The sequence below is a fragment of the Vibrio sp. McD22-P3 genome (genome assembly GCF_021568915.1).
Lineage (GTDB): Bacteria > Pseudomonadota > Gammaproteobacteria > Enterobacterales > Vibrionaceae > Vibrio > Vibrio mediterranei.
Genome location: NZ_JAKGTN010000016.1, coordinates 1 through 24,667, shown reverse-complemented (window position 1 = coordinate 24,667; position 24,667 = coordinate 1). Strand labels below are relative to the sequence as shown.

Below are 24,667 nucleotides of genomic sequence, written 5' to 3'. Positions count from 1 at the left end.
AAGTAATGAAAAAGCAACGCGCCTTTCTTAAGTGGGCTGGTGGAAAATATGGCTTGGTTGAAGACATTCAAAAGCATTTGCCAGACGCAAGAAAGCTGGTAGAGCCTTTCGTTGGTGCAGGGTCTATCTTCCTAAATACGGACTACGATCAGTATTTACTTGCCGATATCAATCCCGATTTAATTAACCTCTATAATCTGTTAAAAACAGATCCCGAGACCTACGTCGCTGAAGCAAAGCGCCTATTCACTGCTGAACACAATCGCAAAGAAGTGTATTTGGATATTCGCGCCCAGTTTAATCAGACTGACGACGTCTTGTTTCGCTCCGTCGCCTTTCTTTATATGAACCGTTTTGGTTTTAACGGCTTGTGCCGTTACAACAAAAAAGGTGGCTTTAACGTGCCCTTCGGCTCTTATAAAAAACCGTATTTCCCAGAAAATGAGCTGATTTTCTTTGCTGAGAAAGCGAAGAAAGCCACGTTTGTTTGCGAGGGATATCACGACACTTTTAAACGAGCGCGCAAAGGCAGCGTTATATATTGCGACCCGCCATACGCACCACTATCGAACACGGCCAACTTTACCTCTTATGCGGGTAATGGTTTTAGTCTTGATGACCAAGCTGCACTTGCTGACGTTGCTGAGCATGCTGCGTTTGATCGTGGTATTCCGGTGCTGATTTCTAACCACGACACTACTTTGACACGCCGTCTATATCACGGTGCGCAACTGAATGTGGTCAAGGTTAAGCGAACCATCAGCCGTAATGGCGCAGGTCGTAATAAGGTTGACGAATTATTGGCGTTATTTGAGCCGCAAGATCAATAACTGCTTGGTAAGGGCTAGGATTTAATCAACCGCTTCGGTAGAATTGCGCGAACTTGGCGATACTCGCTTGCTTTGAATTCAACTGAGGTTAGGTATGAAAGACTTTTTAATTGCTCCATCCATTCTCTCTGCAGATTTTGCTCGCCTAGGTGAGGACGTTGAAAAAGTACTCGCTGCGGGTGCTGACGTGGTTCACTTTGATGTGATGGACAATCACTATGTTCCTAACCTGACGTTTGGTGCGCCAATCTGTAAAGCACTACGCGACTACGGCATTACCGCTCCAATCGATGTTCACCTAATGGTTAAACCTGTCGATAGCATTGTTCCTGACTTTGCTAAAGCTGGTGCGAGTATGATTACTTTCCACGTTGAAGCGTCTGAGCACGTAGATCGTACACTGCAGCTTATTAAAGAACACGGTTGTCAGGCTGGTGTAGTACTCAATCCAGCAACGCCTCTTTCTTGCCTTGATTACATCATGGACAAAGTGGACTTGATTCTACTGATGTCAGTGAACCCAGGCTTTGGTGGTCAATCTTTCATTCCGTCGACGTTAGACAAGTTACGTGAAGTTCGTAAACGCATTGATGCTTCTGGTCGTAACATTCGCTTAGAAATTGATGGTGGCGTGAAAGTCGATAATATTCGAGAAATTGCCGAAGCGGGCGCAGACATGTTTGTTGCCGGTAGCGCTATCTTTAATCGTCCAGATTACAAAGAAGTTATCGACGAGATGCGTGCTGAACTGGCAAAAGTAAACAGCAAATAGATTTGGAATTAGTAGACATGAGCGTAATTAAACTCGTTGTTTTTGATTTAGATGGGACGTTACTCGATAGCGTACCAGATTTGGCATTAGCGGCTGATCAGGCGGTTCAAGAGTTAGGTTATCCGAGTGTCACCGAAGCGCAAGTTCGTGACTATGTAGGTAACGGTGCCGATATTTTAATTGGTCGCTCATTAAGCCAAAGCATCACTGTTGACCCTGAGCTGTCGCCGGAGTTGCTCGCGAAGGCTCGTACTTTGTTTGATGACTTTTATAAAGCCAGTGGGCATAAGCTAAGTCACTTATATCCAGCTGTACATCAAACCTTGGATACCTTGGTGGCGAATGGCTTTACTTTAGCTCTGCTCACCAACAAACCATCGAAGTTTGTTCCAGAATTGCTAGAGCAACATAAGCTCGATAAGTACTTTAAGCATGTACTGGGCGGCGATGCGTTCCCGAAACGCAAACCGGATCCAATTGCATTACATTGGTTGATGGAGCAAGAGCAGTTATCTGCCGAACAAGTGTTGATGGTCGGGGATTCTAAAAACGATATCTTGGCGGCGCGTAACGCAGGTTGCCAAGTGTTCGGACTCACTTATGGTTACAACCACGGTGAACCTATTGCCAATGCGAACCCTGACTTTGTTGCTGATATCGTGTCGAACGTGCTTGAAGCCGTAGGAATTGACGGCTAAATCGCGACAAAAAGTGCATTGCTGAGTGAAAAGCCAAGTAAAGTACTAGAAATATACTCGCCAATGAGTACACTGCTAGAACCGCGTAAGGAATTACGCGGTTTTTCATTATCCTAATTATCTCGTTAAGAAGTCGAAGGAATCATTATCATGAGCAAACCCATCGTATTGAGTGGTGTTCAGCCGTCAGGTGAACTAAGTATCGGAAACTACTTGGGTGCTCTACGTCAATGGCAACAGATGCAAGATGATTACGATTGCCAGTACTGCGTTGTTGACCTTCATGCGATTACGGTTCGTCAAGATCCAAAAGCACTGCATGAAGCGACATTAGACGCACTCGCAATCTGCCTTGCAGTTGGTGTTGATCCGAAGAAGAGCACGTTATTTGTACAGTCACACGTACCTGAGCATGCTCAACTTGGTTGGCTTCTTAACTGTTATACCCAAATGGGCGAACTGAATCGTATGACTCAGTTTAAAGACAAATCACAGCGTTACGCTAATGACGTTAACGTTGGTCTTTATGATTATCCAGTGCTAATGGCTGCAGATATTCTGCTTTACGGTGCACACCAAGTACCAGTGGGTAGTGACCAGAAGCAGCACTTAGAGTTAGCGCGTGATATCGCGACTCGTTTCAACAATATCTACAGCCCTGAAGCGCCGATTTTCACTATTCCTGAGCCTTATATTCCAACGGTGAACGCTCGTGTTATGAGCTTACAAGATGCGACTAAGAAGATGTCTAAGTCGGATGATAACCGTAAGAACGTGATTACTCTGCTCGAGGAGCCTAAGTCGATCATCAAGAAGATCAATAAAGCGCAAACCGATGCAGAGACACCGCCACGCATTGCCAACGATTGGGAAAACAAAGCGGGCATCTCTAACCTAATGGGCCTTTACTCTGCAGCAACGGGCAAAACGTTTGAAGAAATTGAAGCGCAATATGCTGGTGTGGAGATGTACGGTCCGTTTAAGAAAGATGTCGGTGAAGCGCTGGTTGCTATGCTTGAGCCAATTCAAGCGGAATACCACCGTATTCGTGCCGACCGTACTTATATGGATGAAGTCATGCGCCAAGGCGCTGAAAAGGCCTCTGCTCGTGCAGCAGTGACACTGGCTGAAGCCTACAAAGCGGTAGGTTTTGTGACTCGCCCATAGCACAAGTTATACTCCAGATATTGAAAAGCCCTTTGGTTCGCCAAAGGGCTTTTTTTTGTGTTATCGCACTGCATTCTCTTACTAACGTTTCCTGTTGAATTTTTGGCACAGGCTAAATTGTTCAAACTTTGAATGAGAGCTGTATCTCAGTTAACTGAATATTCATTGTTCATTTGCACTCTAAATGACAACACTCGTCTCGAAAATAATCATTTTTATATTCAACAAAGTGCAATAAAGGCAAGGGATAACATTGCCAGTTAATTCGAGGTGAATGATGACACGCACAAATAAAAAGCAGTGGTTAGCGTTAGCGATAGCGTCCGCATTAGCCGGAGGTGCCAACGCAGAGATCTTTCTTTCGCAATATGTGGAGGGAAGTGGTTATAACAAGGCAGTTGAGATAGCCAACTCTGGTGACTCAGAAGTTCAGTTGGTGGGTTACCAACTGGCTAAATCGCCAAATGGGAACGGCAGTTGGAGCACACTAGATCTCTCTAGTTATGTCATTCCAGCTAAGTCAGTACTTGTGTTCGCAAACTCTCGCGCAGACGATGCCATTCTGGGTGTCGCAACGCTTTCAACCTCTGATCAAGTATTGAATTTTAATGGTGACGACCCGATTGCACTGATGGATAGCAATGGCCAAATCATCGATATGATTGGCACGATGGGCGACAACTTTGGTGCAGATAAAACCTTAGTGCGTTACACGCCTTATCATCAACCATCGGTGACTTACCAACCAGAACAATGGGCAACACTGAGTAAGAACGATGTTACCGGTTTAGGTCAGTTGGAGGACCTAACACCACCAGCACCTTTCCAATGTCTCGACAACGGTTCTGCACCAACCTTTACTGACATTCAAGCGATTCAGGGTGAAGGTAGCAGTTCTCCTTATATCAATGGCTACCCATACATCACTAGTGAACAGTATTTTGTTCAAGGCGTGGTCTCGGCGGTAAGCACGGGCATTAATCAAGGCTTCTATTTAGAGGCATTGCAGGATGATCATAACCCGTTAACGTCTAATGGTTTGTATGTTTACACTCAAGCAAATCCAAGCCTAGCTGCTGGCGATGTGGTTTGTGTTCGTGGTCAAATCCAAGAGTTCTATGGACAGACTCAGCTTAAGCTCAATGAACAAGATTGGTTTAAGCAAGGAGAACAAGCTGCCCCACAAGCGACAGCAATTGAAGTGCTTGAGTCCGATGAGAACTTTGAGCAGACATTAGAGCGTTACGAAGGCATGCTAGTACGCCTACCAAAAGCGCTTGATATGCGTATTAGTCGCACCTTTGGCTATGACTATGGCGCACGTCGCAACAATATGGTATTGGCGCATGAACGCGTGAATCTACATCCAAATCAGCAGTTTGCCGCAGGTTCTGATGAAGCTAAAGCGCAAAGCGAAGATAACGGCTTACGTCGACTATTTGTTGAGTCACCAACGGCAGCACCAAATGGCAAAGTGCCGTACTACCCAGAATTTGGTCGTACCGACGTGGACCAAGATGGCAGCACTGAAGATTACATTCGTATCAACGATACCTTGTTCGATATTGAAGGGATCATTGGGTACAGCTACGGTGATTACCGCCTGTTTGTGACGAATACTATTTCTGCTGATAACTTCGTTCGTAATACACCGCGCACTGAAGTTCCTGAGCTTGCAGAGCAGCCATGGAACAAGAAAGACCTACGTGTTGCGACCTTTAACGTTCTTAACTACTTTACCTCGCCATTCGGTGGTGATGAAAACCGCTTCGGCAGCAATCGAGGTGCTAGCAACTTTGCTGAGTTTGAAGTCCAGCAAGAGAAAATACTCAATGCGCTTATCAAGCTTGATGCCGACATTGTTGGTTTGATGGAAATAGAGAACAACGGCTTTGGTGACAATGGAGCCATTGCTCAGTTAGTCAGAGAGCTTAACGCTCGTATAGATAACAAGAAATTGCACTATGACTTCGTTTCGGTAGACAGCAATCAAGATGGTGTCATTGATAAGCTTGATGCAGTGGGTAGCGATGCCATTACAACTGGCGTTATTTATCGTCCTAAGCAAGTGAAACTAAAACAAGTTAATGTACTGGAAATGCCTCGTCAGGTTGCGCCTGAAGTGCTGGATGACGATGGCAAAGTCATTGAAGACGGTAAGAACTATCAACGTAATACTCTGGCACCAACCTTTAAGGTGAAAGGGGCGAAGGAGAAGCTGACGGTAGCGGTCAATCACTTCAAATCAAAAGGCTCTAAATGTTGGGAAGATGCAGCTCCTGTTGCTGAAGGTGGTCAAGCAGGCAAAGATACTGATCAGCAAGGGTCATGTGAAAACTTCCGTGTCGCAGCGGCTGTTGCGTTAGGTGATGCGTTGGAAGCGATTAAAGGACATAAAGTTGTCTTGGGTGACTTCAATGCGTATGGAAAAGAAGATCCACTGCTAATTCTGACTGACTACAGTCAAGAGAAGTATGGCAAAACCATTCGTGCTGCTCGCAATACCTTTATTGGTGAGCAAGAGCAATTTGGTGATGACGGTGCGGTCATTGACCACAGCTATGGTTACGTCAACGTACTGGGAGAGATGCATCCACAAGGTTGGAGTTACTCATACAATGATGAAGTCGGCGCGCTCGACCATATCCTTATTAGTCCAAGCTTGTCGAAGCGTGTCGTTGATGCCACTGAGTGGCACATCAATGCGGCGGAGTCGACGCTGTTTGACTATAACGATGAATACAAAGGTGATTTGCCTAAGTATCAAGACCATTATCGTTCTTCTGACCATGATCCTGCGGTAATTGATCTGAATATGCGTGGTGGTTCGGTTGGCTTAGTGGGTTTATCAGCGATGCTGCTGTTAGGTCTACGTCGACGTAAACAAGGATAATTATCCTCTGCAGCAAGGTGTTTACAGCCTTGCTGCTTTTTTTCTCCCCATTTTTACTTGCCTTTCTGCCATCTTGTTGCAAAATACCGCCTTATTTTTCGCAAACTCAATACCACAGCGAGCGCTATGCTACTCATCATTGATAATTACGACTCCTTTACTTTTAACCTGTTTCAGTATTTTTCTGAACTGGGTGCCGAAGTAAAAGTGGTGCGCAATGATGAAATTGATATTGCTGGTATTGAAGCGTTAAACCCCTCTCATTTAGTTATCTCTCCAGGACCTTGTACACCTAATGAGGCAGGAATCTCCTTAGAGGTGATCAAGCACTTTGCAGGTAAATTGCCACTACTCGGTGTTTGTTTAGGTCATCAGGCGATCGCTCAGGTCTTTGGTGGTAAGGTGATCCGTGCTCGTGAAGTGATGCATGGTAAAACCTCACCCATTCGTCATAACAACAAAAGTGTGTTTGCTGGCCTCAATAACCCATTAACTGTTACCCGTTATCACTCATTAATCGTCGAAAAAGAATCGCTTCCAGATTGCTTTGAAATAACGGCATGGACTGAGTTAGAGAGTGGCGATTTCGACGAAATTATGGGTTACCAGCACAAGTCGCTTTGTCTACATGCGGTTCAATTTCACCCAGAATCTATCAAAACTGAACAAGGTCACGAGCTTCTTAACAATTTCCTGTCTCAAAAATAGTCGATCTTGATCACTCTTTTCTGTTTTCTTATCCATCATAAGTTTTACTTATTAAATTGAAAAATTATTCGTCTTTACTGATGTCAAAGTGAGCAAAACCTTATTTGCTGACTTTCTTGGTGGATGCAGGAAAAAACGCTTCATTCCCATTCAATTTTGATGCATAAATACTCATGAGGCAGCGGTGAGTTTTGTTCTTTAGCTACTTAAAAAGTATTTTTCACTATTGCTATGGTTAAATAATTGTAAATACAATGCTGCATCTGTGGAAAAGCGATAGAAAATCTTTTCTTTCTTTATGAGTTCGAGGGATCGCTCTTGGTCCGTAACTTAAAATGGAAGAGTGAAGCGCCTTTCTCCCACATGCTGTAATGAGAAGGAATGTGTTATGACAACGGAAAAAGCGGTAACTCGCGAGTGGTTTGATGAGGTAATGGTACCTTGCTACAACCCAATGGAAATGATTCCAGTAAAAGGCGAGGGTGCTCGCGTTTGGGACCAGCAGGGGAATGAATATATCGACTTCGCGGGTGGTATTGCCGTGAGTTGTTTAGGCCACTGCCATCCGGCGATGGTAAATGCAGTTACTGAACAAGCTAACAAGATTTGGCATCTGAGTAATGTCATGACCAACGAGCCAGCACTGCGCTTGGCGAAAAAACTGACGGAAGTTAGCTTTGCTGAACGAGTTTTCTTCGCTAACTCAGGTGCGGAAGCCAATGAAGCGGCGCTGAAACTAGCACGCCGCTGGGCGGCAGATGTTCATGGTACTGAAAAGTCAGAAATCATTGCTTTTAACCAAGGTTTCCACGGTCGTACTTTCTTTACGGTCACTGTTGGTGGTCAAGCTGCTTATTCTGACGGTTTTGGTCCTAAGCCGGGCGACGTATCACACATTCCTTATAATGATATCGCTGCGCTTGAAGCTCAGATGTCAGAGAAAACCTGTGCAGTGATGATGGAGCCGCTACAAGGTGAGGGTGGTATTGTTTCTCCTCAGCCTGAGTTTGTTCAAGCGGTTCGTGAGTTATGTGATAAATATAATGCACTGCTTATTTTTGATGAAGTGCAAACGGGTAATGGCCGTACTGGTCACTTTTATGCCTACCAAGGTCTAGGTGTAACGCCCGATATTTTGAGCACGGCGAAATCTCTTGGTGGTGGTTTCCCGATTGGCGCTATGCTAACGACTGAGAAACTTGCTGCACACATGAAAGTGGGGACGCACGGTTCTACTTACGGCGGTAACCCGTTAGCGTGTGCGGTAGCAGAAGCGGTTGTGGATGTAGTGTCGAGCCCAGATGTTCTGGCTGGTGTCGCTGAGCGTGAAGCGTGGTTCCGCGATGGTCTACAAAAAATAAACGCAAAATACGGTATTTTCAGCGAAATTCGTGGAAAAGGCCTACTTCTTGGTGCTGCGCTGAATGAAGAGTGGCAAGGTCGTGCTCGTGATGTTTTAGTAGCTGCAGGCCAACAAGGCCTAATGGTCTTGGTTGCGGGTGCAAATGTGGTTCGTTTTACCCCATCACTAGTGATTACCAAACAAGAAGTTGAAGAAGGATTAGCTAAACTAGATAAAGCGATCAGCACCTTAGTGGCGTCGTAAACTTAGTTAGCAATTAAATACTCTCTCGGATGTTTGGATGTGCCGGGAGAGTTTGCGTCAGGAGGGATTATTGATGCTTGTTGTTCGTCCTATCTCTATGTCTGATTACGACGCGCTGCATACTTGCGCGGTAGAATCAGGACACGGTTTTACTTCTCTTCCTGTGAATGAAGAGCTTCTTACTAACCGAATTACCCATTCTGAATACAGTTTTGCCAAGCAAGATGTGACGACACCGACCGACGAAGGTTATTTGATGGTGGGTGTTGATACAGAAACTGGTGAAGTGGCGGGTACCACAGGTATAGAAGGTGCGATTGGCTGGGATGTCCCTTTCTATTCTTATCACATTAGTACGGTGGTGCACTCGTCACCAAAACTCAACGTCAACAATGTCGTTAAGCTTCTGACCTTTGGGAATAATTACACTGGATGCAGTGAGATTTGTACCTTGTTCTTACGCCCTGAATTCCGTGGCGGATTGAATGGTCGATTGATGTCTAAATGCCGCTTTTTGATGATGGCAGAGCACCCAGAACGTTTCTCTAAAACGATTTTTGCTGAAATGCGCGGTGTGTCCGATGCGGAAGGTAATTCTCCATTTTGGAAGTGGTTACAAGAGCATTTCTTTTCTATCGATTTTACCTTGGCAGATTATCTGACCGGAATTGGTAAAAAAGGTTTTATCGCAGATCTAATGCCAAAGCTTCCTATCTATATCAACTTGCTCAGCAAAGAAGCGCAAGAGGTGATTGGGCAGGTGCATGAGAATACGCGTCCGGCCTTGAAGCTTCTTGAAAACGAAGGCTTTACTTGCCGTAACTATGTCGACATTTTCGATGCAGGCCCTACGGTTGAATGTGACCTTCGCAATATTCAAGCGGTTCGCGACTCTTTCCGAGCTCAAGTAGCGATTGCAGAGCACTCGAGCTCTCAAGATTATTTGGTGGCAAATACCTCGTTTGAGAACTTCCGAGCGGTGGCGGCCAAAGCGGCATACGACCCAGAAAGTGGCAAGGTATTGCTCACAGCAGAAGCAGTACAAGCACTGAATGTCGCCGAGGGCGATATGGTGCGTATGCTGGCTCAATAACAGTCAAATAATAAGATGGTGGTCGATTACCACCACGCTTTAAGAGAAGCGGAAGTTCTGCTGCTCTTATCTCATTCAATTTAAGGAACTTCACTATGACTCAATGGATCGCAGGTAACTGGGTTGCAGGCCAAGGTGACACTTTTCAGTCACTATCCCCATACAACAATCAAACTATTTGGGAAGGTCAGTCAGCTACTGCTCAACAGGTTGAAAGCGCCGTCTCAGCTGCTCGTCAGGCATTTATCGAGTGGAAGAAGCGTCCATTTGAAGAGCGTGAAGCCATCGTTTTGTCTTTCGCAGAGAAAGTGAAAGAACGTAGTGAAGATATTGCCATCGCCATCGCCAAAGAAACGGGTAAACCGTTATGGGAAACGCGCACTGAAGCGGGAGCGATGGCTGGCAAAATTGCGATTTCTATCCGTGCGTATCATCAGCGTACCGGCGAGACCCAACGCGAAGCCGCTGGCAACCAAATCGTCCTCCGTCACAGGCCTCTTGGTGTCATGGCTGTCTTTGGGCCTTATAATTTCCCAGGTCACCTACCTAACGGTCACATTGTGCCTGCGTTACTAGCAGGGAACACTGTGGTCTTTAAACCATCTGAGCAGACGCCACTTGTAGGCGAGTTAGCCATGAAACTTTGGGAAGAGGTTGGTCTTCCTTCTGGTGTCATTAATCTTGTTCAGGGCGGCAAGGAGACGGGCATTGCGCTTGCTGATTCTAAAGGCATTGATGGCGTACTGTTCACAGGTAGCGCCAATACGGGACACATTCTGCATAGGCAATTCGCGGGGCAACCGGGCAAGATGTTAGCGCTAGAAATGGGCGGCAATAACCCGCTGGTGATCAGTGAAGACTTTGGGGATATTGATGCTGCGGTTTATACCATTTTGCAATCGGCATACATCAGTGCTGGACAACGCTGTACCTGTGCAAGACGCCTTTATGTGCCATTTGGGCAAAAAGGTGATCAACTGGTTGAACGCTTAATTTCTGCAATTGGTAAGATTCGTATCGATGAGCCTTTCGCTGAGCCAGCACCATTTATGGGGCCACAAATCTCTGAACAGGCAGCTGACCATATTATTGCGGCACAAGCAGAGCTCCTGAAGCTAGGTGGTAATAGCTTAGTGGAAGCGAAACGCCTACAAGCCGCTTTCGTTACGCCTGCGTTGATTGATGCAACGAATATCGATCAGCTACCAGATGAAGAGTACTTTGGTCCCTTATTACAGCTAGTACGCTATGAAACGCTACCACAAGCAGTAGAACTCGCAAACGATACTCGTTTTGGTTTGTCGGCAGGTTTGATTTCGCAAAGCGATGAAGAGTGGCAGTACTTCGTTGACCATATTCGTGCAGGCATTGTAAACCGTAACCGTCAGCTTACTGGAGCGAGTGGTGATGCGCCATTCGGAGGACCTGGTGCATCAGGTAACCTAAGACCAAGTGCTTTCTATGCGGCCGATTACTGTGCATACCCTATGGCGTCCATGGAAGGAGACAATACCGTGCTTCCTGCAACGCTAAGCCCTGGTATTGAACTCTAAGGAACTTCTGTTATGACTGTAGACGCTCTATTTAACCATTTATGGCAAGACTATATTCGCCGTCTTTGCCCTTCTGCTGATAAAGTCCATGCTCTGCTCAAAGAGGATGAAGCGCTGATTAATGACCACATTGCGCTACGTACTTTTAATGTCGGCCCTCTGGGCATCGATTCGTTGGCAAAGCACTTTATCGCTCTTGGCTACAAAGTCTCTGGTGATTATGTGTTTGAGGCTAAGAAGCTCTCTGCGATTCATTTAGAGCATAGTAATGCTCTATTACCAAAAGTGTTTATTAGTGAGCTTAGAGTCGAACTGTGTTCGCAGCAGCTGCAAGATATTGTCGCTAAACTGGTGGCTCAAGTTGAAGCGGCGAAGTTGGATAGCGCAGACTTCCTTTATGGTGGGCGTCTATGGGACTTGAGTTACGCTGATTTTCAGACGCTAGCCGAAGAGAGCGAGTATGCATCGTGGTTGGCTGCCCACGGTTATGGCGCTAACCACTTTACGGTGAGCGTAAATCAGCTGGATCGTTTTCAGGAAGTCGTAGAAGTAAACCAACACCTTCGTGAGGCCGGTTTTGCTATCAATGAATCTGGCGGCGAAGTGAAAGGTTCTCCAGAGGTGTTACTTGAGCAGTCTTCAACAATGGCGGATAAAGTTCCAGTGATGTTCACCGATTGTGAACAGACTATCCCTGGCGGCTTCTATGAGTTTGCTAAGCGATATCAAATGGCGGACGGCAGTTACTATCAAGGTTTCGTTGCGGCATCTGCGGATAAGATTTTTGAGAGTACGCACCAATAAATAATAAAAAAGCCACCTCGCGGTGGCTTTTTAGCTATTAGCTTTTGTAAAAGTAACGTCGCTAGAAATTAACGAGTACCGTAAACAACAATAGTCTTACCGTGAGCAGAGATTAGGTTCTGCTCTTCTAGCATCTTAAGAATGCGTCCCACTGTCTCACGTGAACAGCCAACGATTTGGCCGATCTCTTGACGAGTGATCTTGATTTGCATGCCATCTGGGTGAGTCATTGCGTCTGGTTGCTTCGCTAGGTTTAGTAGCGTTTGAGCAATGCGGCCTGTTACGTCTAGGAACGCTAAGTCACCTACTTTTTGACTAGTCACTTGTAGACGGCTTGCCATTTGAGCAGATAAGCGCATTAGAATATCAGGGTTAACTTGAATCAGCTGACGGAATTTCTTGAATGAGATTTCCGCAACTTCACAAGGAGATTTTGCACGTACCCATGCCGTACGTTCTTGGTCTTCTTCGAACAAGCCAAGTTCACCAATGAAGTCACCTTGGTTAAGGTAAGACAAGATCATCTCTTTGCCTTCTTCATCTTTGATCAGTACCGCTACAGAACCTTTTACGATGTAGTAAAGAGTTTCCGCTTTCTCGCCCGCATGGATTAGCGTGCTTTTAGAAGGATACTTGTGAATGTGGCAGTGTGAAAGGAACCACTCTAACGTTGGGTCGGTTTGAGGTTTACCTAGAACCATATATCTTACTTCCTCTGCAGGGTATGCTTGCTGCTTTCCATATTTGTTAGCAAGCCCGTTGGTTAAGACTTACTAGCATAAAAGCACTTTGAAGATGGCGCAAGCGATCTTCTGTTTCCTAGAAATAGTATCCTTTTTTGCGCCATTTTTCTTGATTTTAATCGTGTCATCAGACCATTTTTCTATACAAAACTGTGCACATGATCACGGTATAAAAAATCATCTACGGTTAAAGCGTGAAAGCTAACCTATTTTTCCAGTTTCTATGAGCTGTTGAAGTATTGGTCTGACGATTAATTCCATCGCAAAACTCATCTTACCGCCCGGTACCACTATGGTGTCATGTCGCGACATGAACGAGCCATCTATCATTGCCAGTAGATAAGGGAAATCGACGTTTTTGATACCACGTAGACGAATCACCACGAAGCTTTCATCTAAGCTTGGAATGCCTTTGGCGTTGAGTGGGTTGGAGGTATCCACCGTAGGGACGCGTTGAAAGTTAATATGAGTGCGTGAGAATTGCGGGGTAATATAACTAAGGTAATCATCCATTGAACGGACAATAGAGTCGGTAACCGCTTCTCTGGAATGCCCTCTATCGCGAGTATCACGAACAAATTTCTGAATCCACTCCAAGTTGACTATCGGCACCATGCCGATAAGTAAGTCGACATGTTGAGCTGCGTTTACCTCTCCGTCGACAACACCACCGTGTAAGCCTTCATAAAACAGTACATCGGAATTTTCAGGCAGATCTTGCCAAGGCGTGAATGTGCCAGGCATTTGATTGTATGGTACAGCTTCATCAAACGTATGCAGGTAGCGACGAAACTGACCTGTGCCATTTTGTCCGTAGTTGCGGAAGAATTCTTCTAACGCAGGGAAGTCATTTGCTTGCGGGCCAAAGTAACTGATGTGTTTTCCTTGCTCTTTGGCTTTGCGGATCTCGATATCCATTTCTGGACGAGTAAAGCGGTGAAAGCTGTCACCTTCAATAAAAGCGGGCTTCACGCTCATCATGTTGAACATTTTGCGAAACGCTTCTGACGTTGTTGTTGTACCTGCTCCAGAAGAGCCGGTCACCGCAATAATGGGGTGTTTTGCAGACATAACACTTCCTGTGTAATGATAGTTATAATTTTGTTTTGCTAACCCTATGAACTATTTAGACGTTGTTTGCTCATTTAGGTTCAATAGCGTTTTACTATAGCACTAGATTGTCATGCTCACGTCATTTACATCGAACGACGTAGCTGAATATCGACGGTTTCATGTAATTCGGAGAAGACAATTACAGCCTCTCCGCTCTCTAGTTGAGCTTTGACGTGCGATACCTTATCGTCCAACGACCACTCAGTGTCGCCGTAGTCAGTACCTTCACGCAATACGAATTCTTTGATCAAATTATCCAGCGTTTCTGCTGCGATTTGTTGCCATGGAATAATCATAAATACCTCATCACTCTATGATACGGGAGAGTATACCGTCATGTGGACGAGTGGAGTAGGTGGCGATAGTAGTTTGGCAAGGTTTCTTCTAGCCAAAACTTAGGTTGACGCAGACTGCCAGACATAAAACCCACATGGCCACCACGTTCGTGTAGGCGATAGTCAATATGAGCAGGGAGGGCGAAGTTTGGAATGACTTCATGGCTCATAAATGGGTCATCCTTTGCGTGGATAAATTGAGTGGGAACAGTAATGTCACACATTCTTTGTAATCCAGAGCATTGATTGTAATAGTCTTCAGCATCCCGAAAACCATGCAGTGGTGCGGTGATTAGGTCATCAAACTCGTACAGTTTGCGCATGTTTTGGATTTTTTCCGCCGTAAGACCTAATACATCACTGAGAAGATGCAGTTTGTTTAGCGCGTTCTTTTTCATTGAGCTGAGTAGGTATGAGCGATATAGCTTGGAAAAGCCCTGCTCAATTCGTCGAGCACATGCACCGAGATCCAACGGTGCAGAGACAATCGTTGCGCCATCCAGTTTGCTGTCATTCTGGTAGTGAGCAAGATAATTCGTCAGCATGTTGCCCCCTAACGAAATGCCTACAGCAGCCTTCTTGGCATTTGGGTAACGATGATCCAAAAGCTCGATAAACTGCCTAGCATCACCAATTTCACCAGAGTGATAGGCACGAGCTAGCCGGTTCGGGTTGGGACCGCAGCCGCGAAAATGCATCATAACAGAGAGCCAGCCTTGCTGAGCAAAAGCGTGCATTAAGCCATTGGCATAAGGGCTATTGAAACAGCCTTCTAGCCCATGAAACAGAACAAAAACAGGTTTGCTTTTCGCGCTTGATGAATGAGGCTCTTCACTCCATGCAAGCTCAACAAAGTCGCCATCTGGCGTGTCCAACGTTTCCCAAATTGGTTCAAACAAAGGCTTTCTTCTTACGAAGCGAGGAATCAAGGTTTGTATGTGCGGGTTACCAAGTCCTTTGGCGGCAATAAATTTAGCAGTACTCATAGGGTGAATTCATCGACTGTGTTGGATAATAACAGGGCTTTTAATTTGTCTACGCCGATTTGAAGTTGTTCGATCGTTTGTGGCGAGCTTAACGACAAACGCACTGCCGGCGCTACCGAGCCACCGGGTGGGGCAAACAGTTCACCGGATTTAACGATAATACCCATCTCTTGGGCTTTGCTAACGAACTCACTAAGGCGCCAGTTTTCTGGGAGGGTTAGCCAAATATGAAACCCACCTGTTTGATAGCCTAGCTCAAAACCATCGAGGGCACGTGTCGCAATATCAATACGCGCTTTCATCTCTCTGTGTATGAGCATTAAGTTACGTTCTGCGTCACCAGAGGTTAGCATTTCACAGGTTAGTGCGGTGAGTAGAGGGCTAATCATCCAGCTATGAGTTTGTAGCGTCACCAATAGCTTTTGATACAGTTTTTCTGGTGCATGGACATAGCCCACCCTCAACCCGGGAGCGAGGCATTTTGAGAAAGCACCAATATGAACCACGCGTTCTGGGGCGTAATTAACCATAGGGGCTGGTGGAGATTCGAGTAGCAATCCGTTGATTTCATCTTCAATGATGTAAACATTGTACTGCTCACACACACGAATAATATCGAGTCGACGCTCTTCAGGCATGATTGCCGTGGTCGGGTTTTGTAGTGTCGGCGTGAGATAAATAAATCGTGGTGAATAGCGCTGACAGCAGACTTCAAGCGATTCTGGAGTGACACCAAACTCATCCATCTCAACCCCTTTTAGGGTCAATTGGTTCTGGCGCGCTAGGCTAATGACGCCTGGATAAGTGTACTTTTCAACCAACACCGTATCACCTGCTCTGGTGAAAGTATCTAAAACCATTTGAATGGCATGTTGAGCCCCCGAGCTAAATAGTAGCTTGTGGGCGTGCAGTTTAATGCCTTTGCTGTTTAACCACTTAGTGACAATCGAACGATGCGCATCCAGACCAGAAGGAGGCTGATAGATCATTAGTTGGTTCAAATGAGCCGGAGAGGTGGAGATCCTCTGCATCGCTTGCTTCAGCATGTCACTGCGATCCAGCTGCGGTGGAATGTTATAACCAAAATTGTATTCATTCGGATCGACACTGCTTTCTTCAAACGCCCAGCTGGGTTTATTGGTATCTGCCACATAAGTTCCGGCACCTACTCGAGCTTCAACTAAGCCACGACGCTCGATTTCAGAATAGGCGCGAGTAATGGTGCCAACCGTGACATGCAACTGATCAGCAAGCCAACGATGGGTCGGTAACTTGCTATTGCTTGCCAATTCTCCTGACTCAATTTGATGTGCGATCTGATCGGCGATCTGTTTGTAGATCGGTGTTGGATCTTGCTTGTATACCGTAATTGTTTCGATTGTCATGGTGACAATAAACCTTTTGCGTCTGTTTTGATCGTTTGTTAGGGTTATTTTGGTCGCCAATTAACAATAAAGCAACGTAATTTTTGTAATTGTATCGGTACAATTTTTGGAGGAATCATATGGATTGGTCATTTTTCTTGTCTGTGGCACTTTTTGCCGTTGTCATGACTGGGACCCCAGGCCCAAATAATGTCATGTTGACAGCTTCAGGCGCGAACTTTGGCTACATGCGCTCGATACCTCATTTTTTCGGTATTGGATTTGGCTTGATTAGCCTCATTTTGCTCAATGGTGTGGGTTTAGGTGTGGTGTTTAAGACTTACCCAGTGGTGCAAGAAATTTTGAAATGGCTTGGTAGTGCATACTTGTTGTATTTGGCTTGGCGCATTCTAACCGCTGGTATTAACAAAGGAGATGGTGCTCAGCAGGCAAAGCCCATGACATGCTTGGAAGCCATGTTGTTTCAATATCTGAATCCTAAGGCGTGGGTTATGTCAGTTACGGCGGTCAGTTCATTTGCCATTGCTGGTGAGTATTATTGGTGGTCCTTGATTGGCATTTCGGTGATTTTTCTAGTGGTTCAGCTACAAACTTCGTCTGTGTGGGTTGGTTTTGGCACCTTTATTCGTCGTTGGCTGTCGACTCCCACTGCGTGGCGACGCTTTAACTCTAGCATGGCGGCGCTGACAGCTTCTTGTGTAGTGTTTATCTGGTAGGGAGTTCGCTGATAGGCTTAGCGAAGATCAATCCCAGATGTTCGGCGCCAAGTTGTCGACAGTAGATCAGTACTAGTGGCTCGTGATCTTGGGGGATCAGTGCAAGGCTATTGATACAGTCAACAAGATCGGACTGCTGTTGTTTTTCCAGACTGAGTTCAAATTCTAGGGCTTCACGATAAAGGCTATCAACTACGTTGTGTTTGAGTTGGCGACGGATATCGCGATATTGGTGCAGGAGCTGTTCGGTTCGCCCTAAACAAGACTGGACTAGATGCCAGTCTTCAGATTGAAAGCGAACCGATTGTTCGTCGAGCCATTTCAGCAACAGTAGCAGATTCACATTACCATGAAATTGATTTTGCAAATTTAAGCACGCTTCTTTCACTTCACGCACACCGTAATATTGCAGGCTAAACTGCCAAAGGTGTTCTAGGGTGAGTGTGGAAGATACGTGCTCTGTTGTCATTACTGATTAAATTCCTGTTCCATTTGCTCAAGAACTTCTTGCTGGGCCATCCACTCCATTTCTACGTCTTCGAGCTCGGATTTGCTAGAAGCCTGTTTGGCAAGTACTTCATTGAGTTTAGCTTTATTTTCCGCATCATACAGAGAAGTATCGGACAATTGCTCTTCTGCCTCAGCGACAAGGGCGGATAACTTATCCATTTTTTCTTCAAGTTTTGTCAGTGTTTTGCGAATTGGTGCAGTTTGCTTTCTAAACTCAGCTTCTTTACGTTTCTGTTCTTTCTTCGCTGCTGCGCTATTGTTAGAGCTTTTCTCTGGCTCGTTCTCTTGGGCTTCTTTGCGCTCTAGTCGCTGCTGGTCGGTGAGCCACTTATAGTAGTCCACCAAATCACCATTAAATGGTGCCACTTGGCGATCGTGCACAAGATAAAGATCATCGGTGGTCGCGCGCAATAAATAGCGGTCGTGACTGACGATAACCATCGCACCTTCAAAGGTTTGCAGTGCCAAAGTTAGCGCTTGGCGCATATCAAGATCTAAGTGGTTGGTCGGTTCATCGAGTAGTAGTAAGTTTGGTTTTTGCCAAACGATCAGAGCCAACACCAGACGTGCTTTTTCACCCCCAGAAAAAGGCGCGACTTTTTCCAGTGCTTTTTCTCCTTGGAAACCAAAACTACCTAAGTAGTCACGAAGCTGCTGCTCGGTATGTTGAGGCGCAATTTGCATCATGTGCTGTAAAGGTGTTTCTTCCGGATGAAGTGTCTCTAATTGATGCTGAGCAAAGTAACCGATTTTCACGCCTTGCGAGTAGTTGAGATCGCCACCCTTTGCGTTGAGCTCTCCAGAGAGCAGCTTAATCAGTGTCGATTTACCTGCGCCATTACGACCTAGCAGACCAATGCGGCTACCGGGAACGAGATTTAGACGAATCTTCTCTAATATGACGTTATCGTCGTAACCGGCCGAGACGTCATCCATCATAATGATAGGATTAGGAAGCGCGGCTGGCTCTCTAAATTCGAAACTGAATGGATTATCAAACTGAGCGGGAAGCACCTTCTCCATGCGTTCTAATGCTTTAATACGGCTTTGTGCTTGGCGAGCTTTAGACGCCTTATAACGGAAGCGGTCAATATAGCTTTGCATGTGAGCCATCTGCTTTTGTTGCTTCTGATATTGCGCTTGTTGCAAGATCAGCTTTTGCGCACGCTGATCTTCGAACGAAGAATAGTTACCCGTGTACTCATTTAGCAGTTGGTTTTCGATATGGATAATGCGACCAACGATCGGATCCAAAAAGTCTCGGTCGTGTGAGATCAGAACCAAGGTACCCGGATAGTTTTGCAGCCAACGCTCTAGCCACATGACGGCGTCTAGATCTAAGTGGTTGGTTGGTTCGTCGAGTAGCAGTAGATCAGAGCGGCACAGCAGAGCTTGCGCGAGGTTTAAACGCATGCGCCAACCACCTGAGAACTGTGTTAGGCTCCAACTCATTTGTGCTTGACTAAAGCCAAGGCCATCAAGCAGTTCAGCGGCACGTGCACGGATGCTGTAGCCACCAATCACTTCAATCTTACCGTGAAGCTCTGCCACTAGTGTGCCATTGTCTTGTTTCTCGGCTTCAACCAGAGCTTGTTCTAGTGCACGATATTCTCTATCACCATCAATGACATATTCGATAGCACTGCGATCTAACGCAGGGGTTTCCTGTGCTACCCAAGCTAACTCCCAATGCGCAGGTTGGCTAAACGAGCCAGCATCGATGGAAAGCTCATCTTTTAGCAGAGCAAAGAGCGTGGATTTACCACAGCCATTTTTACCTACTAAACCTACTTTATCACCTGGGTGAATGGTTGCAGAGGCTTGATCGAGGAGTGGTTTACCACCTCGAAGCAATTGAATATCAGAGAAGGTGATCATATGAATACAGCTAGCTTGTTATTGAGTTTTTGACCAACGAATACTAGGGGCAAAGTGTTTAAATGTCGATCATTATCCGATCCTACTCATCGCAAACTAACCTGCACCTTGGCGTAAGTTTGGGTTATGATGGAACAAACTGATAACAAAAATAGAATGATTTAAATAACAATCATATCTATCTACCCTTAAGCTTTAAGGGTATCGCTAGGTTTAAGGATAGACGTCTAGGAATGACTTCCATACTCGAAAGCACCAACACATCCCCCAAGGTTCTGGTCATCTATGCCCATCCAGAGCCGCAAAACTCGATTGCCAATCAGGTAATGCTCAAGAAGATTGAATCTCTTGATAATGTCACCCTAAGAGATCTGTACGCTCTGTATCCTGACTTCTTTATTGACGTTAAAGCTGAGCACCAGCTTTTGCTCGATCACGATGTAATTGTGCTTCAGCATCCTCTCTATATGTACTCTTGCCCCTCTTTGTTAAAGGAGTGGATTGACCGTGTGCTGGGTAAAGGCTTTGCCTTCGGTGATGATTGCGCATTGGAAGGTAAGTACTGGCGTAGTGTCATTACTACCGGAGGTAAAGAGTCTGCCTTTAGTCAATCGGGCTACAACAAGTACCCGTTAGAGCAGATTTTGCAGCCATTCGAGCTAACGGCTGCCCTGTGTAAAATGCAGTGGATGGAGCCGCTGGTGCTCTATTGGTCACGACGTGTCGGTGATATGGAGCGATATCAACATGCGGAATTGTACCGCCAATGGTTAATGCATCCGTTTGATGAATCTTTGATGATGTCCACGCTGCAAGGTGCGGAGGTGGAACATGGCGATGACTAACGATTTCTTGCAAAGCGGTGTTATTTTCCTCTCTGCTGCTGTGGTTGCGGTTCCCATTGCCCAGCGCCTTGGATTGGGCAGTGTTCTCGGCTATCTGTTGGCTGGTGTTGCCATTGGCCCATGGGGGCTAGGGCTTATTAGCGATGTGGATGAAATACTTCATTTCTCCGAATTTGGTGTCGTACTGCTGCTGTTTTTAATTGGCTTGGAACTGAATCCTAAGAAGCTGTGGCAGATGCGAGTTCCCATCCTTGGTTTAGGTGGTGCACAGGTTGTCGTCACTACTTTGATTCTTTCTGCGATTGCTTCTTTATTTAATCTCTCTTGGCAAACCAGTTTAGCGATAGGAATGGGCCTCGCGCTTTCATCTACTGCGATAGCCCTTCGAGTTATTGAAGAGCAAGGGCTAGGAGGCGGCGAGACTGGACAATCCGGCTTTGCCGTTCTGCTGTTTCAAGATATTGCGGTTATTCCAATGTTGGCATTACTGCCACTATTAGCAGGCAACACAGCGGGCAACTGGGCAGACATTATTTGGATGTTAGCGGGCGTTTTAGGCTTGCTGGTGGGCGGCCACTTTCTGATTCGTCCTCTGTTTCGTTATGTCGTCATGAGCGGTGTGCGTGAGTTGTTTACCGTGGCCGCATTGCTGCTAGTGATTGGTATTGCTGCCTTTATGCAAAAGCTTGGGTTATCCATGGCTTTAGGTACGTTTTTAGCAGGGGTGTTACTGGCCGAAAGTGAGTACCGGCATGAGTTGGAAATCGCCATTGAGCCATTCAAAGGTCTGCTGCTAGGGTTATTCTTTATCGCGGTGGGTATGGCGGTAAACCTTGGATTACTGATTTCTGAACCACTCGCTGTGCTGTTTGCTGTGGTGTCTTTGGTCATTATCAAAGGGCTTATCTTGTACGTACTGGCCCGTTTGTTTGGTATCGGACCGAAATCGCGCAGTAAAATGGCGGCGATTTTAAGCCAAGGCGGTGAGTTTGCCTTTGTCATCTTTACGGCGGCGAGTGCGCAAGGGCTATTGCCTGCCGAAGAGTCTGCCTTTCTGCTAGTTGTGGTGAGTTTGTCCATGGTAACCACACCATTGCTGCTTATGGGACAGAAAAAATGGTTTGAGAAATCACTCAATCATGTAGAAGAAACCACCATTAAAACCGATGTTGAGGATCGACAGCCTAGAGTGATCATTGCTGGCTTCGGACGATTTGGACAAATTGTCGGTCGTTTGATGTACGCCAATAAGGTCAAAGTTACCGTATTAGAAAGTGATGCGAGCCAAATTCACCTGTTAAGAAAATACGGTTATAAGGTGTTTTATGGTGATGCGACTCAGGTGGATTTGTTAAGAGCGGCGGGCGCCGATAAAGCCGAGGCTATCATTATCTGTACCGATTCTCCTGAGGAGATCATGGAAGTGGTGGACCTTTGTCATAACCATTTTCCTAAGCTTAGAGTCTTAGCGAGGGCTCGAAGTCGAGTAGAGGCCTATCAGCTTATGAATCATGGCGTGCAATGTTATTCGCGAGAGACATTTTTGGGCGCCCTAGATTTAGGTCGACAGGCATTAGTGGAGCTAGGATTTCATCCTTATGAGGCAAAGCGCGCAGAAGCGCACTTTAGAAAGCTGGATAATGCCATGCTTAAAGAGTTGTTGCCTCAACACAGTGAAGATAAAGAATTGGCACAAAGATCGAAAGAAGCTCGTAAAGAACTCGAAGAAATCTTTGGCCGTGAAATGGAAAATGATCGCCAATCGCGTAATTTCTGGGATTAACGTTGAAGTTAAAGCTATTGCGGTTGAAGGTCTGAATTAGGAAGTAACATGAGCAGTACCAAGAAACGTTTTATTGCGGGGGCAAGCTGCCCTAAGTGTAGCCAGCAAGACAGTTTGCGCTGGTGGATAGACAACAATGTTGAGTGGGTGGAGTGTGTAGAGTGTGAGTTCAAGGAACAACGCACGCCAAAAGCTGTAGAGAAAACTGAACGCAGTGATGAGGAATTAATCGGAATTTTTAAGCCTGAATGATTGAGTTTCTTATTTCTGACCCCATAATATGCGAACACGCCGCTTAAAGGCGGATTAATTTTTGATGAGATGATCATTTGAGTCGGTTTGCTGTTCGCAAAAAGGCTTTGCTTTAATGATCTCTCAAGGCCAATCCTTTGGAGCTCACATGAAAGTTACTCAGAACGCAGTAGTTAGCCTAGCGTACCAAGTAAAAACAGAAGACGGTGTTGTCGTTGATCAATCAACAGTAGAAGCACCTCTAGATTACCTACACGGTCACAACAACCTAATCGTTGGTCTAGAAAAGGAACTTGAAGGCAAAGAAGCGGGTGATAAATTCACAGCTACTGTTTCTCCAGAGGATGCTTACGGTGAACACAATGACGCATTAGTACAACGTGTACCAGCGAATGTATTCCAAGGCGTTGACACTATCGAAGTGGGCATGCGTTTTCTAGCGGATACAGACCAAGGTCCAATCCCTGTTGAAGTAACGGAAGTAGACGGTGACGAAGTTGTGGTTGACGGTAACCACATGCTTGCAGGCCAAACACTAACGTTTGATGTTGAAGTGGTTGCGATTCGCGAAGCTAAGGCAGAAGAAATTGAACATGGTCATATTCACCAAGGTGGCGGCTGTTGTGGCGGCGAAGGTCACGGTGAAGAAGGTGGCTGTTGTGGTGGTGACGACCACGGTGAGAAAAAAGAAGACGGTTGCTGCGGTGGCGGCGGTTGTGGTTCTCACTAATCGTTGAGTTTTGAAAGGCCTCCCTATGGGAGGTCTTTTTGGTTTTAAACAGTAGGGAAGTAGGAACGAACGGTATGACTAAGCCTTTTGCAATTGCGATTCATGGTGGCGCTGGAACCATATTGCGTGAACAGATGACTGAGACATTGAAGCAAGAGATATTGGCAGCACTGACTCAATCAGTTCAGGCGGGCGCTGCGATATTGGAAGCGGGTGGGGACGCTCTAGATGCAACAGTAGCAGCGGTTAAAGTGATGGAAGACTCGCCACATTTTAATGCGGGAAAAGGCTCGGTATTAACTCATGATGAAATGGTTGAGATGGATGCTTCTGTGATGCATGGCGCGGCTATGGATGCAGGCGCAGTCGCTGGCGTTCGTCATATTCGTAACCCCATTGAGCTGGCGCGAGATGTGATGCGCGATAGCGATCATGTGTTATTAATCGGTGAAGGCGCGGAGAAGTTTGCATTTGAACATCAACACGAATATACCGAGCAAGATTACTTCTTTACTGAGCGTCGCTACGAACAATTACTTTCGATGAAAGAGAAAGGATTGTTTGCCCTGTCTGAATCGAAATATCCAGATGACAAAAAATACGGCACGGTAGGGGCGGTGGCACTGGACAGCCATGGCAACTTGGCTGCCGCGACAAGTACTGGTGGTGTAACCAATAAAAAGTACGGCCGCGTTGGTGATACTGCGATTATCGGCGCAGGTACCTTCGCTGAAAACGGCAATGTTGCGGTATCAACCACCGGAATGGGTGAGTACTTTATCCGTAAAACCGTTGCCGGTGATGTCGCGGCGCGAATGCGCTATCTAAAAGAAGACGTTCATACGGCGTGTGAAGCGGTAATTCAAGGTGAACTGAAAACCATGGGTGGCGAGGGTGGCTTAATTGCAGTGGATGCTCAAGGTGATGTTCATTTTGGTATGAATAGCTCAGGTATGTACCGCGCCTCGGTAGATTGCCATGGTGAGTTAACTGTAAAGATCTATGCTGATGAATAACAAGGCTTTTTGGATGGCTAAGCATTGAGGGGTATTGCTTAGCCTCTTAAACCTCTAAAATTGCTTGCTTATTTTCCGTCCTTTCTGTAACATTCGCGGTCCTTAATTCTCGGTCTTTTTTATTCGTTCCTTGCTTCCTCTGGACGACCGAGCCAAACGTGGAAGCTAATAATCCGTAAGGAGCAACCAATGCGTCATTACGAAATCGTATTCATGGTGCACCCTGATCAAAGCGAGCAAGTTGCTGGCAT

General features: G+C 45.9%; 23 protein-coding genes and 1 pseudogene. 17 read left to right on the top strand and 7 right to left on the bottom strand.

Annotated features, from left to right (window positions below; genetic code table 11):
- Nucleotides 1–5: 5 nt before the first annotated feature.
- The 10 genes from L2W36_RS18420 to L2W36_RS18375 all read left to right on the top strand — a co-directional run bounded on the left by L2W36_RS18420 (nucleotide 6) and on the right by L2W36_RS18375 (nucleotide 12,124).
- On the top strand, nucleotides 6–830 hold the full coding sequence (locus L2W36_RS18420; protein ID WP_006074827.1) for a Dam family site-specific DNA-(adenine-N6)-methyltransferase: 825 nt from the start codon (nucleotides 6–8) through the stop codon (nucleotides 828–830).
- Between the two features lie 94 nt (nucleotides 831–924).
- Nucleotides 925–1,602, top strand: coding sequence for a ribulose-phosphate 3-epimerase (gene rpe / locus L2W36_RS18415; RefSeq protein WP_006074826.1), 678 nt, complete (start codon nucleotides 925–927; stop codon nucleotides 1,600–1,602).
- A gap of 17 nt (nucleotides 1,603–1,619) precedes the next feature.
- Nucleotides 1,620–2,300 carry a phosphoglycolate phosphatase gene (locus L2W36_RS18410; RefSeq protein ID WP_236110964.1) on the top strand — a complete coding sequence of 227 codons (681 nt, stop codon included), beginning with the start codon at nucleotides 1,620–1,622 and terminating at the stop codon, nucleotides 2,298–2,300.
- 150 nt (nucleotides 2,301–2,450) lie between these two features.
- Entirely contained in the window at nucleotides 2,451–3,467 is a 1,017-nt protein-coding gene (trpS, locus tag L2W36_RS18405) for a tryptophan--tRNA ligase (RefSeq protein WP_006074824.1), read from the top strand.
- Between the two features lie 277 nt (nucleotides 3,468–3,744).
- Nucleotides 3,745–6,360, top strand: coding sequence for an ExeM/NucH family extracellular endonuclease (locus L2W36_RS18400; RefSeq protein ID WP_443088402.1), 2,616 nt, complete (start codon nucleotides 3,745–3,747; stop codon nucleotides 6,358–6,360).
- A 126-nt stretch (nucleotides 6,361–6,486) separates the two neighbouring features.
- The gene (locus tag L2W36_RS18395; RefSeq protein WP_031495532.1) at nucleotides 6,487–7,068 is read left to right on the top strand and encodes an aminodeoxychorismate/anthranilate synthase component II; all 582 of its coding nucleotides are present in this window, start codon (nucleotides 6,487–6,489) and stop codon (nucleotides 7,066–7,068) included.
- A 388-nt stretch (nucleotides 7,069–7,456) separates the two neighbouring features.
- Nucleotides 7,457–8,674, top strand: a complete 1,218-nt coding sequence (locus tag L2W36_RS18390) for an aspartate aminotransferase family protein (protein WP_006074821.1) — start codon at nucleotides 7,457–7,459, stop codon at nucleotides 8,672–8,674.
- 73 nt (nucleotides 8,675–8,747) lie between these two features.
- Entirely contained in the window at nucleotides 8,748–9,767 is a 1,020-nt protein-coding gene (gene astA / locus L2W36_RS18385) for an arginine N-succinyltransferase (RefSeq protein WP_236110955.1), read from the top strand.
- 95 nt (nucleotides 9,768–9,862) lie between these two features.
- Nucleotides 9,863–11,320 (top strand): succinylglutamate-semialdehyde dehydrogenase, encoded by a 1,458-nt coding sequence (gene astD / locus L2W36_RS18380; protein ID WP_236110954.1) that lies wholly within the window; start codon nucleotides 9,863–9,865, stop codon nucleotides 11,318–11,320.
- Nucleotides 11,321–11,332: 12 nt separating this feature from the next.
- The gene (locus L2W36_RS18375) at nucleotides 11,333–12,124 is read left to right on the top strand and encodes a DUF1338 domain-containing protein (protein WP_236110953.1); all 792 of its coding nucleotides are present in this window, start codon (nucleotides 11,333–11,335) and stop codon (nucleotides 12,122–12,124) included.
- 68 nt (nucleotides 12,125–12,192) lie between these two features.
- Here the strand turns inward: L2W36_RS18375 and crp are convergent, their stop codons facing one another.
- From crp to L2W36_RS18350, 5 genes are all read right to left on the bottom strand, one after another.
- Nucleotides 12,193–12,825, bottom strand: a complete 633-nt coding sequence (gene crp / locus L2W36_RS18370) for a cAMP-activated global transcriptional regulator CRP (RefSeq protein ID WP_004410522.1) — start codon at nucleotides 12,823–12,825, stop codon at nucleotides 12,193–12,195.
- 243 nt (nucleotides 12,826–13,068) lie between these two features.
- Nucleotides 13,069–13,938 carry a phosphoribulokinase gene (locus L2W36_RS18365; RefSeq protein WP_006074816.1) on the bottom strand — a complete coding sequence of 290 codons (870 nt, stop codon included), beginning with the start codon at nucleotides 13,936–13,938 and terminating at the stop codon, nucleotides 13,069–13,071.
- Between the two features lie 125 nt (nucleotides 13,939–14,063).
- Complete coding sequence (locus tag L2W36_RS18360) at nucleotides 14,064–14,276, bottom strand: YheU family protein (RefSeq protein WP_031493588.1); 213 nt, start codon at nucleotides 14,274–14,276, stop codon at nucleotides 14,064–14,066.
- 38 nt (nucleotides 14,277–14,314) lie between these two features.
- Nucleotides 14,315–15,301 carry a hydrolase gene (locus L2W36_RS18355; protein WP_006074814.1) on the bottom strand — a complete coding sequence of 329 codons (987 nt, stop codon included), beginning with the start codon at nucleotides 15,299–15,301 and terminating at the stop codon, nucleotides 14,315–14,317.
- On the bottom strand, nucleotides 15,298–16,686 hold the full coding sequence (locus tag L2W36_RS18350) for an aminotransferase-like domain-containing protein (RefSeq protein ID WP_236110946.1): 1,389 nt from the start codon (nucleotides 16,684–16,686) through the stop codon (nucleotides 15,298–15,300). Before L2W36_RS18350 ends, L2W36_RS18355 begins: the two co-directional genes overlap by 4 nt.
- A 119-nt stretch (nucleotides 16,687–16,805) precedes the next feature.
- Between L2W36_RS18350 and L2W36_RS18345 the strand changes: the two genes are divergently transcribed.
- Nucleotides 16,806–17,402, top strand: a complete 597-nt coding sequence (locus L2W36_RS18345) for a LysE family translocator (protein WP_006074812.1) — start codon at nucleotides 16,806–16,808, stop codon at nucleotides 17,400–17,402.
- Here L2W36_RS18345 and L2W36_RS18340 read toward each other — a convergent pair.
- Nucleotides 17,392–17,871 carry a TIGR02444 family protein gene (locus L2W36_RS18340; protein ID WP_031494156.1) on the bottom strand — a complete coding sequence of 160 codons (480 nt, stop codon included), beginning with the start codon at nucleotides 17,869–17,871 and terminating at the stop codon, nucleotides 17,392–17,394. The genes L2W36_RS18345 and L2W36_RS18340 overlap by 11 nt on opposite strands.
- Nucleotides 17,871–19,790, bottom strand: coding sequence for an ABC transporter ATP-binding protein (locus L2W36_RS18335; protein WP_038230927.1), 1,920 nt, complete (start codon nucleotides 19,788–19,790; stop codon nucleotides 17,871–17,873). Before L2W36_RS18335 ends, L2W36_RS18340 begins: the two co-directional genes overlap by 1 nt.
- Nucleotides 19,791–20,023: 233 nt before the next feature.
- Here L2W36_RS18335 and kefG point away from each other — a divergent pair, with 233 nt between their 5' ends.
- The 6 genes and pseudogenes from kefG to rpsF all read left to right on the top strand — a co-directional run.
- Nucleotides 20,024–20,635 carry a glutathione-regulated potassium-efflux system ancillary protein KefG gene (gene kefG, locus L2W36_RS18330; RefSeq protein WP_236110939.1) on the top strand — a complete coding sequence of 204 codons (612 nt, stop codon included), beginning with the start codon at nucleotides 20,024–20,026 and terminating at the stop codon, nucleotides 20,633–20,635.
- Nucleotides 20,622–22,418 (top strand): glutathione-regulated potassium-efflux system protein KefB, encoded by a 1,797-nt coding sequence (kefB, locus tag L2W36_RS18325; RefSeq protein ID WP_006074808.1) that lies wholly within the window; start codon nucleotides 20,622–20,624, stop codon nucleotides 22,416–22,418. The genes kefG and kefB overlap by 14 nt, the downstream gene beginning before the upstream one ends.
- A gap of 48 nt (nucleotides 22,419–22,466) precedes the next feature.
- Nucleotides 22,467–22,670: a YheV family putative zinc ribbon protein gene (locus L2W36_RS18320; protein ID WP_006074807.1), complete on the top strand. Its 204-nt coding sequence runs from the start codon at nucleotides 22,467–22,469 to the stop codon at nucleotides 22,668–22,670.
- A 148-nt stretch (nucleotides 22,671–22,818) separates the two neighbouring features.
- Nucleotides 22,819–23,400, top strand: coding sequence for a peptidylprolyl isomerase (gene slyD / locus L2W36_RS18315; RefSeq protein WP_038223079.1), 582 nt, complete (start codon nucleotides 22,819–22,821; stop codon nucleotides 23,398–23,400).
- Nucleotides 23,401–23,474: 74 nt separating this feature from the next.
- The gene (locus tag L2W36_RS18310) at nucleotides 23,475–24,416 is read left to right on the top strand and encodes an isoaspartyl peptidase/L-asparaginase family protein (protein WP_198558373.1); all 942 of its coding nucleotides are present in this window, start codon (nucleotides 23,475–23,477) and stop codon (nucleotides 24,414–24,416) included.
- Nucleotides 24,417–24,605: 189 nt separating this feature from the next.
- Nucleotides 24,606–24,667, top strand: a pseudogene (rpsF, locus tag L2W36_RS18305) (30S ribosomal protein S6); the annotation flags it as partial.